Genomic DNA, 1,457 nt, shown 5'->3' with positions numbered 1-1,457 from the left:
GGCGGCTTGGCTGCTTGGCGGGTCGGATCTGACCATGCGGAGTGCGGCGGCGAGCAGGAGAGACAGCAAAAGCCTGAGCCAGGCCAGGATGCGGGCGAAGTTGTAGCCGACGGCGGCCAGCACTGCGTTGGCGGCGTCGCCGTGCGCACCGGCCAGGTGGTTGCGGCCCATGCGGTGGTCGTCCTTGAGGTGGCCGATCACCGGCTCGACGGCGGCACGGCGCTTCATCTGGCGGTGCAGGGCGGGGGTCATGCCCCGCTTCTGGCCCGCGGTGTAGACCTTGAAGCGATGGGTCGGCGGGGCGTTGTGGCCCTTGTAGCCGGCATCCGCGAGGATGCGCGTCAGCGTGGCCCCGACCTGCGCCTCGATGGCCGGGATGACGCGCGCGAGGGTGTGGCCGTCATAGGGCTTGCCGGGCAGGCTCGCCACGTGGGTGACGAACTGGCCGCCCCGGGAGCGCTTGAGCGTGGTGGCGACCGAGACCTTGACGCCGAACTCGTAGGGCTTGTGCGCCTTGCCCTTGCCGATGCACTCGACCTCGGGCGCGTGCAGGCTGAACACCCGCAGGTCGGCCCCGGCGAGCTGGCCGCGCACCGGACGCAAGGTGCGGTTGCCGGCATGGACGCGCCGGGCGAGCATGAGCGCGGTGGCGCAGCGCTCGGCCAGCGCCGGATCGTGCTGGGTCTTGCGCACGAGGTCGCGGATGGTGCGGCCGAGGTAGGTGCGCAGGCGGCGCAGCATCCGGCCGGCGCGCTTGAACTGCTTGGCGTGGGCATAGCGCTGCTGGCGGATCAGGGCCTGCGTCCCGACCCGCCGATAGGATTGGCGCAGGCGCAGCCCGAGCGTGTCGGCCAGCCGCACCAGGCGCTCGCGGGCGCGGTGCATCAGCCGGGCGTCGGTGGGGTGAGCCACGGCCTTGGGCTGCACGGTGGTGTCGACCACCGCCTGGGTGAAGTCGGCCGGGCGCGCGGCGCCGGTGCGCACGGCGGTGGCCAGGCTCTCCTGAACCAGGGCGTTGAGCCGCTCCTCCCCCATCCGCTGGCGCCAGCGCGTCAGCGAGGAGCGGTCGAAGGGCGCGGCGTGGCAGAACACCTCCTCGCCGCAGAACAGCTGATAGTACGGGTTCTCGATCCAGCGCGCGCACAAGGCCTCGTCGGAGAGGTCGTGCATGGCCTTGAGGATGCACAGGCCGGCCATCAGCCGGGTCGGCAGCGGCGGCCGGCCCGGCCCGTCCGCGTAGACCGCCCCGCAGCGCTGTTCCAGGAAGCGCCAGTCGATCGCCTGGGCGAGGCGGGCGAGCGGATGGGCCAGGTCGACGATCTGGTCGAGCCGGGCGCGGAACAGGTCGCTCTGTCCGCTGTCCCGGCGTTCCTTCGGACGCATGCCCCGTCTCCCGCTCCCGTCGTCAGGAGCAGGGAATCACGCCCTCGCCGCGCGTGCAATTTGCAAGGAAACCC

General features: G+C 72.2%; 1 protein-coding gene. It reads right to left on the bottom strand.

The annotated features are described in order from the left end of the window. A partial coding sequence (locus tag EU555_RS35905) for an IS5 family transposase (protein WP_167858777.1) occupies positions 1-1,383 on the bottom strand: 1,383 nt, incomplete at its 3' end. Between the last annotated feature and the right edge of the window lie 74 nt (positions 1,384-1,457).

Source organism: Methylobacterium nonmethylotrophicum (genome assembly GCF_004745635.1).
GTDB classification, from domain to species: domain Bacteria; phylum Pseudomonadota; class Alphaproteobacteria; order Rhizobiales; family Beijerinckiaceae; genus Methylobacterium; species Methylobacterium nonmethylotrophicum.
The sequence above is the reverse complement of the archived record's forward strand: the minus strand, read 5'-3'. Positions and strand labels throughout refer to the sequence as shown.